This is a genomic window from Actinosynnema sp. NPDC059335, from assembly GCF_042752395.1.
Lineage (GTDB): Bacteria > Actinomycetota > Actinomycetes > Mycobacteriales > Pseudonocardiaceae > Actinosynnema.
This window is the reverse complement of the sequence record NZ_JBHYXZ010000252.1, coordinates 1-7470: the sequence shown is the minus strand read 5'-3', so window position 1 is coordinate 7470 and position 7470 is coordinate 1. Positions and strand designations below refer to the sequence as shown.

At 68.0% G+C, this 7470-nt stretch carries 10 protein-coding genes; 5 read left to right on the top strand and 5 right to left on the bottom strand.

Annotated elements, in window-relative coordinates; all coding sequences use genetic code 11:
* Positions 1-133: 133 nt before the first annotated feature.
* Positions 134-637: a hypothetical protein gene (locus ACFXGA_RS38710; RefSeq protein WP_378097703.1), complete on the bottom strand. Its 504-nt coding sequence runs from the start codon at positions 635-637 to the stop codon at positions 134-136.
* A gap of 245 nt (positions 638-882) precedes the next feature.
* On the opposite strand from ACFXGA_RS38710, the gene ACFXGA_RS38705 reads away from it, so the two are divergent.
* Positions 883-1935 (top strand): helix-turn-helix domain-containing protein, encoded by a 1053-nt coding sequence (locus tag ACFXGA_RS38705; RefSeq protein WP_378097701.1) that lies wholly within the window; start codon positions 883-885, stop codon positions 1933-1935.
* Between the two features lie 77 nt (positions 1936-2012).
* On the opposite strand, the gene ACFXGA_RS38700 is transcribed toward ACFXGA_RS38705, so the two are convergent.
* Complete coding sequence (locus ACFXGA_RS38700) at positions 2013-2972, bottom strand: recombinase family protein (protein ID WP_378097698.1); 960 nt, start codon at positions 2970-2972, stop codon at positions 2013-2015.
* A gap of 232 nt (positions 2973-3204) precedes the next feature.
* On the opposite strand from ACFXGA_RS38700, the gene ACFXGA_RS38695 reads away from it, so the two are divergent.
* Together ACFXGA_RS38695 and ACFXGA_RS38690 are read left to right on the top strand one after the other, a co-directional pair.
* The gene (locus ACFXGA_RS38695) at positions 3205-3549 is read left to right on the top strand and encodes a hypothetical protein (protein ID WP_378097695.1); all 345 of its coding nucleotides are present in this window, start codon (positions 3205-3207) and stop codon (positions 3547-3549) included.
* Positions 3550-3583: 34 nt separating this feature from the next.
* Entirely contained in the window at positions 3584-4144 is a 561-nt protein-coding gene (locus ACFXGA_RS38690) for an NYN domain-containing protein (RefSeq protein WP_378097692.1), read from the top strand.
* Positions 4145-4353: 209 nt separating this feature from the next.
* Here ACFXGA_RS38690 and ACFXGA_RS38685 read toward each other — a convergent pair whose 3' ends face one another.
* The 3 genes from ACFXGA_RS38685 to ACFXGA_RS38675 all read right to left on the bottom strand — a co-directional run bounded on the left by ACFXGA_RS38685 (position 4354) and on the right by ACFXGA_RS38675 (position 6313).
* Entirely contained in the window at positions 4354-5202 is an 849-nt protein-coding gene (locus ACFXGA_RS38685; RefSeq protein WP_378097690.1) for a hypothetical protein, read from the bottom strand.
* Positions 5145-5636: a DUF4158 domain-containing protein gene (locus tag ACFXGA_RS38680; RefSeq protein WP_378097688.1), complete on the bottom strand. Its 492-nt coding sequence runs from the start codon at positions 5634-5636 to the stop codon at positions 5145-5147. Before ACFXGA_RS38680 ends, ACFXGA_RS38685 begins: the two co-directional genes overlap by 58 nt.
* A gap of 185 nt (positions 5637-5821) precedes the next feature.
* On the bottom strand, positions 5822-6313 hold the full coding sequence (locus ACFXGA_RS38675; RefSeq protein WP_378097686.1) for a hypothetical protein: 492 nt from the start codon (positions 6311-6313) through the stop codon (positions 5822-5824).
* Between the two features lie 92 nt (positions 6314-6405).
* Between ACFXGA_RS38675 and ACFXGA_RS38670 the strand changes: the two genes are divergently transcribed.
* On the top strand, positions 6406-6675 hold the full coding sequence (locus ACFXGA_RS38670; RefSeq protein WP_378097684.1) for a DUF1883 domain-containing protein: 270 nt from the start codon (positions 6406-6408) through the stop codon (positions 6673-6675).
* A gap of 31 nt (positions 6676-6706) precedes the next feature.
* Positions 6707-7435, top strand: coding sequence for a hypothetical protein (locus tag ACFXGA_RS38665; protein WP_378097682.1), 729 nt, complete (start codon positions 6707-6709; stop codon positions 7433-7435).
* Positions 7436-7470: the final 35 nt, after the last annotated feature.

The following is a 7470-nucleotide window of genomic DNA, read 5'->3' as shown; positions in this document are numbered from 1 at the left end:
AGCAACCCCGGCCCACCCCTAACCAACCCCCAAAAAAACAACTCCGCGTTTTTTACCGGGGGTTTTACGGCGGGGCCGGCCCACCTCCAGGTTTTGAAGGTGCCCCGCTCCGCCGTATCGGGTGCCGTTCAGGTCATACGGTGTACCAGCCGTGCTTGCCGACCTCGTGTGCGTAGTCCCAGGCACCGGCGAAGCACCTGCCGCCTCCGAACTCGGTGCTGCCGACCGCCCACTCGACGTCCACCGAGGTGGTGCCGGGGGCGTAGATCTGCATCGAGTACGACCAGGTGGCGTGGTCGCTCTCCCACTTGGTCCAGCTGCCGTAGGCGGACTGCACGCGCTTCCACGTGCAGACGTTGGGGCCGTCCCACTGGATCCAGTTGGTGCCGCAGTTGCCGGAGTAGAACATGGTGAACCGGCCCCCGCCCGGGGGGTAGTAGTAGTGGATCGGGCTGGCCCCGACGTTGCAGCCGGTGGCGTAGGGATCGGTGTTGTTGTAGCCCGTCCCGGCCGCCTGCGCGGCCGGTGCCGCAAGCGCCGAGCCCAACCCCATGACTGCCGCGCACAACGCCAATGCCGCCGCGCGCATCGTCGGGCGGCGCCGGATGGGTCGTCTGGTTTCTCCGGTCCTGGTCATGGAGCATCCCTTCTCGTGATCGCCGAGCCCGTCTCTCCCACCGGCCTGGCCGGGTCGGGGCGAAGGGCTCGGGCAGACGCCCTCGGTGGTGCGTCGCGACCAGTCCTACCAATGGATCGACCGTACAAACCCGCAGGTCAAACGTACTTTTTATGTTGTACGGAACGACTTTCCCAGGAGACTCTCCCATGCCCCGCGACAGGACAGCCCCCGAGGAGATGCCGGGCCCGCCCGAGCTCAGACGGTTGGCGACCGACCTGCAGGAACTCATCGGCGACCGCACCTACAAGGCCGTCGCCGCGCTGATCCACGTTTCGGAACCGACCATTTCCCAGGCATGTCGGGGCGCGCGTCGTCCCACCTGGGAGATCACGCGCGGCATCGTGCAGGCTTGCGGCGAAGACCCTGAGAAGTGGCGCACCCGATGGGAAGCCGCTGACACCGCGTATTCACGCCGGGACGAGCCTGGGAAGCGGCAAGCCCTCACCAGCGGTGCCACCGAGCCGCACGAGTCCGACCGGTCGGGCCTGGCGCAGGACGCCACGCTCGCCGCATCCCCACCGGCCGAGAATTCCCCCACTACTGCCGCCCTCGGCCACCGCAGCCCGCTGGCCCTCGCCGCCGTCACCGGGTTGGCGGTCGCCATGACCATGCTCTCCGCCGCCGCACCCCCGATGTCATCGCCGACTTCCACCGGCATCGCCGTCCCGGGATGCGACGACATCGGGGTCGGTGCCGACTCGCGCTGGACCGCGCCGTTCCGCGCCGCCTACACCCGCGCCGGAGGCCGCGACGAACTCGGCTGCCCCACACCCGACCAGTACGGCTACGTCCACGAGTGGAAACCCGGCTACAGCCAGGACCTGCGGGGCGGCCGCGCGGTCAACAGCCGCATCATGGCCCTCGACGAACACCGCGTTGTGGTCATGGCAGGCCGCTACTTCCACGACTACACCGACTTCTTCACCAATACCGCCGCCGACAAGCAGGGCTACCCCACCAGCGACCCCATCCCCTGCGGCCCGGCACAGCTCGTCTTGCTCGAAGGCAGCCGCCACTCCCCCGGCGCCATGGTCACCTCACCCGACGGCCGCTTCGTCTGGTTACGCCGAGAAGCCTGGTACCTCTACCGAACCCACGGCGGCCCCCAAGGACCACTCGGCCGCCCCACCCGCACCCTCGGCGACCAACTCGACGGCACCATCACCTTCGAGCACGGCTCGATCACCCTCAGCGGCAACAACGCCCACCTCACCCCTGGGCTTCCTCCCAGCCCCATGACCTGCCTCGACCCCTGACTTCGCGCCCTGAGGGTCGCTGTAGGCATCCGGGAATCGGACCGATGGGGCCTGACCAGCAGTGATGGAGCGTCCGATCAAGGATCGGCGTGCGTGGCGGCGAACTCGGCTTCTGCCTGGGCGATGGCGTCGGGGTGGCGTTGGCGGCGTTCGTGGTCGGCCAGGGCGCGGTAGATGCTGGCCAGGCTGGGGTTGCGGCCTTTGTTCTTGCCGGTGGGGATGATCAGGTCGGGACGGATGTCCTCGACGGACTCGCCGCGGGCGCGGCGGCGCAGCACGGTGTGCAGCATGTCTTCGGTGATGACCGGGGGTCGTCCTCCGTGGTTGCCCTTGCGGGCGGCGGTGCTGAGTCCTTCCAGGGTGGCTTCGCGGATGTTCTCGCGTTCGGTCTCGGCCATCGCGGCGAAGAACGCGAACAGCATCCGTCCGCTGCCCGACGGGTCGTAGATGCCGGTGAGGGGTCCGGCGAGCATCTCCAGGGCGATGCCGTGGGCGGTGAGGTGGTCGGCCAGCGCGGTGAGCTCGGCGGAGTCGCGTCCCAGGCGTTTCATCTCGTAGACGGTGAGGATGACCCGGCAGTGCGGGGCGTGGGCCTTGATCCGCCGGCAGGTGTCGAGGGCGTTCTCGAACTCCGGGCGGACGCGGACGCGGGTGGAGACCTTCTCGGCGAAGACCTTGTCGGCCGGGATGCCGTGCGCGGTCAAGGCGTCGAGTTGGGTGCGCAGTTCCTGGGTGAGGTGGGAGCAGCGGGCGTAGCCGATGCGGATGTCGGCGGCCGGGCGGTCGTCGGGGATTGGCGCCGGGGGCGGGGTGCCTGGCCGCCACGGCTGCCCCGGTGAGCGGTCGGCGGGGACCGGTACGCGCAGCAGCTTGGCCAGTCGCGGCACTTTGGTGAACCGGCCGGTGTGGTAGGTGGTGGCGACCGCGCCGGAGCGGGACCGGCACGGCGAGCCCGGCTGCACCGCGCAGCGCGGGCACGGGTGGCGCTCGACGTCGTCGGCATCGGATGGGATGGCGGGTTCCGGCTCGCTGCTCACCCCGGAATCTTCTCACAAACATTTCTCACAACCAGGTGCCGACACAGTTTGAGTGAGAACGGGTTGTGAGAAGGAAACCGGCCCGTGCGCATTGTCGCGGAGGCGCCCTCAGTCGTCTTCTCGAAATGGATCGTTTTTGAAAATCGACTAGACCGGATGGCCCTTGTGGAGTCAGTGGAAAATCTTTAATCTTCATCTTTAGTAGAGATCAGCAACTAATCATGGAGGTCGGGTGGACAGCTACGAGGCACTGCGCACCGCAGTGGCGAACAACGACGGACTGCGTAAGACCACGATGGACACGCTCAAGAAGATCCAAGGGGCGGGTCGGCTCGGGGTACATGTACGCACGGAGATCAGTCGGGCCCTCGAATCACACGGTCTCGGACACCTGCCCCAGGAGCTTCCGCCGAACCAGGAGGACGTGGTGCGGCTCTACCTGCTGGGCAGTCCGGTCGCCGACGTCATCAAGGCGGTCCTGAGCCCCAGCGACCGGGGTGACGAGACTCTCCGGTCCATCGGCGGCTCCGAAGCCGAGGACCTGCTGCGTCAGATTCGGCAGCTCGTCTGCGGCTGAACCTGCGTTTCCCCACTACAAGAAGGGCACTCCCATGACCCTGTACGTCTACGTCGACAACTCCAACATCTGGATCGAGGGCCAACGAATCCAAGCGGTCCGCACCGGCCTGGCACCCGACGTCCGCACCGCGATGGCACGGCAGATCACCGCACCCTGGACCTACGACTTCGGCAAGTTCTATGACTTGCTCTGTCCACCGGACCAGTTCGTGGGCAGATCGATCCTGTTCGGCTCCAGACCACCGGAGAACGACAGCATCTGGCAGAAGGTCCGTGACGCCGACTTCGAGGTGGTGACCTTCGACCGCAGCGTCTTCACCAACAAGGAGAAGCAGGTCGATACCGCCCTGGCCACCAAGATGCTGGAGGACTCCTTCACCTACATGAAGTCCGACAAGGGGGACATGGCAGTCTTGGCCGCCGGTGACGGCGACTTCCTGCCCACGATCCGCTCGTTGCAGGGGCGTGGTCTCGGAGTGCGGGTCGTGTCCTGGAAGCACGCCGTCAGCCGCGAGCTCCGCGACACAGCCGACGAGTTCGTCGAGCTCGACCCTCACTTCGACTACCTGTCCAGGCCGCCGTCGACCTCATGACTCCAGAACGGCCAAGCGGCCGCGGGTGCGGATCGCGCTCCGGCTTGTCGAGGTCGAGTTCCGTCACAGCGTCCTGGCTGGCGGCTAGGACGCTGTGACGGAGGCGCACAGCTGCGGTGCGCCGGCACGGCGGACAGTTCGGTCATGTTCGGTGCGACCAGCCGGCCAGCTGGCCGGTACTTGCGGCCGCGCATGTCAGAAGTCGGTGGTCAACGACGACGGAAGCTGTTCTCCGGGCGCCGTTCGGGCATCGAGCTGGGGTGGCTCAGCCTGCCGTTCGAGGCTGTGGCCAACCATCCCGCCCACCTGCCGATGAACTCGTCCAGGTCGTCCACGGTCAGCGGTGTGAACGGCCAGGCGAGCTGCCACTCCGCCACTCCGGTCCACAGTGAGGCCGGTGATCCGGCCGGCGCGGTCGCCGAGTTCGAGGACCGCAGCCGGGCGCCGACCTCGACGTCGGCGACCGCCTCGTCCACCGCCACCGCGAGGATCTCCTCCGGCAGATCCAGCTTCCGCTCCGAGGCCTTGGCCCGCGCGACCAACAGCTCGTCGAGCTTGCGCCGCGCCCGGCCCTCCGTCCCGGAGACAGCCTGGTCGAACATCTGCACCAGCTCGTCGAGCACCTCCACCGAACACTCCGCCACCGTCGCCAGCAGCACCGGGAACCTCGTGTCCTCCCCACGGCGGGCCAATGCCTGGTTGCTCGCGCGCCGCCCCACCCCGGCCAACCTGCGCCGTCGCGCCTCCGGCAACCCCGACAGGTCCAACCGGTGCGCGTCCAACCCACGCAGGAACCGCAGCTTGTCCAACTCGCCCCGGATCGCCATCGGCGAGGCACTGATCGCGCCGCGGTGCAGCCACGCCAACCGGGAGACCGACATGCCCTCCTCGACCACCAGCAGCCCGTCCAACTCCGCACGACGCGCCCCGGACAGCAGGTGCTCCACCCGCCCGAACACCTCGCCCACGGCGGAGCGGCGGACGGCGGCGATGTGCTCCATCAACGAGACCACACCCGGCCGCACGACCTTCGCCGAGTGCAGGTACTCGCACCCCACCGGAACAGCACGCTCGGCGCGTCGTGCTCGATCGCCCGCGCCAGCAGGAACTCCTCCAAGTCCTTCCACTCCGCCCGGCCCGCGGTGCGCCATCCCAACCGGTCCGCGGCCACCCGCAGATGCTCGGTGCGGGTCTGCGCACGGGCGCCGTACCCGGCCAGGTCCGCGATCGGGATCCCCAACTGCACCCCCACTCTGTTCGCCGCGGCCGCCGGCACCGCGGCGACGTCATCGGGCACGAACCCCAACCAGGGCAACGCGCACAGCTGGATCGCCATCCCGATCCGGTTGCCCGAGCCCCTGGCAGCACCCTCCAACCAGGCACGGTCGTCCGAGCCGAGGGTGAAGTGACGGATCAACTCGTCCCGGCCCAACTCCTCCGGCCACGACCGCAGCCGCCTGACCTCCGCATCGGAGAAGAACCTCGTCGACACCGCAGCACCACCCGTCTAGAAGATCAACGACGGGCACATCCTCACGACGCTCTCCCAGCAGACGGAGCCGGGGCCTCACCGACCTACCGTGCCTCCACGAGTCATCTCGCATTCCTGACCAGCGCTAACACGGCCAATCGTTGTTTTTTCGGCGCGCGCTACCGACAGGCCAGACCGGGAGCCGGTCACCGAGGTGCTGTGAAGTCCGCGTCCTCGCGCCGGTCGACGAGCACTCGCCAGGCGGTGGCCTCGACGTCCTCCAACCACCGCGCCAGGACGCGTTCGGGATCCGCGCGGTGCAACTCCAGCGAGCCGATGATGATCCGCGCCAGGACCGGCCGGAACTCAGCCGGCAGCATGTGCAGCGTCTCCACCACCAGCGTCGGTAGGCCACGCGCGTCGCGTCGAGGTTGGTCGTCGGTGTCGTCCTCGTCATTCGGCGCCAGATGATGCTCAACCGCGCCCGCGTACCAGGAGCCCAGCTCGTGGAAGGCGACACCGAAATCGCGGCCGGCATCCTCGTTCCCGGGCACGATCCTCAGCCAGTCGAGCTCCGCGTCGGCTTGGCGGTCCCACGCTTCCTGATCCGCTGTCGAGTCGAACCGCAGACCGACCTGGGAGCCCTCCGACCAGAACACCAACGACAACAAGCGCAGTAACCGCGAGAAGTCATCCACGATCGACGACGATACGCATGGCCACCGCGTACGCCCGGAGCATGCGGGCCGTCCGCTCCACCGCTCTTACCGCCCGGGGCCCTGGTGTAGTAGTGAACCGCGTGGAGTACCTCTACTGGGATCTCGGATCCTGCGCCGGCGGCACGTCCTTCGAGGTGGAGCTGGACGGCTCGGCCGCGAACGTCTTCCTGGTCGACCGTGGCAACTTCTCCGCCTACCAGCGCGGACGCGCCTACCAGTACTACGGCGGCTTCTTCGACTACACGCCCCTGACCATCGAAGTGCCCTACAAGGCACGCTGGTACCTGGTGGTCGACGGCTACGACGACGACATCACGGTGACCTTCGAGGAACTGGACTGATACACGCCTCGGATGGGTGGCGGTGCGATCCGTGACGAACCACACCGCCATGCCGCCGCCCCAAGGGCTCGGCTGCGACGGTGGGCAGGACCATCCCGGCGACTTGCGTCGAAGCTGTCCTCTCCTCTGCTCGACCCGGCGCCACAAGCCCGACGCCGGAATCCGGTCGACCGACGATGTCGGAGGTGGCGCGTACCGTTCGGCGGATCGGCACCACCCAGGACAGGAGGCCACTGTGGCCAGAGACGGCATCGATCGCCGGGCACTCGACAAGTTCACCCGCAACCTTCAGCGCGAGTTCGACAAGCGCCCGATCCGGATTGCGGTGGAAGCCGACATGCCCGAGTTGCCTCAGGTCGGCGGAGCGACGGTCAACAACTACAACGGGCCCGTGTTCAACGGCGATGTCTCTGGCGCCCAGATCGCCTGGAACAACGACACCGTCACCCAGAACCAGCAGCACACCACCAGCACCGTCGCCCCCGGCTACGAGGAGCTGGCCAAGTTCGTTACGGACTTGCTGCGCCAGCTTCCCCAGCTCGGCCTCGATGAGCAGGATCTCCAGGACGCCGAGGCCGCGGGCAACGACATCCTTACCGAGGTCACCCAGCCCGAACCGGAGAAGGGCCGCGTGCGCCGTGCGATCACCGCCCTGCGCGGCGTGCTCGCCCCGGTTGCCACCGGAGCGGTCGCCGGCCTCGCGGCGGGAGCCCAGGACTTTGCCCAGACAGCCATCACCGGCTTGACCGGTATCGTTTGACCAGGCATGACGAAGGGCGCGCCCGGTACCGGGCG